The sequence below is a fragment of the Photobacterium sp. DNB22_13_2 genome (genome assembly GCF_052873915.1).
On sequence record NZ_JBNNXU010000167.1, the window covers coordinates 1 to 263 of the forward strand.

General features: G+C 64.6%; 1 protein-coding gene. It reads left to right on the forward strand.

All coding sequences use genetic code 11. The features are described from left to right. Positions 1–135: 135 nt before the first annotated feature. Positions 136–263, forward strand: a 128-nt coding sequence (locus ACVA58_RS28230; protein ID WP_446513545.1) for a M81 family metallopeptidase, incomplete at its 3' end; no start/stop codon positions are given.

Genomic DNA, 263 nt, shown 5'->3' on the forward strand with positions numbered 1-263 from the left:
TCTTCGTGCCGTGCAAGGACGGCATCAGCCACAACGAGATCGAAGACGCCCGGCCCGAACACCTGGAAGCCGGTTGCAACGTGCTGCTGCATGCCATGCTGCAAGCCGCTGGCCCCATATAACCGATACACGCCCATGCGCATCCTGATCGCCCGCTTCAATCACGAGACCAACACATTCTCGCCGGTGCCGACGCCGCTGGCATCGTTCCATCCGCGCTATGGTGCCGACGCCTACCGCGCCGCCAAGGGCACGCGCACGGC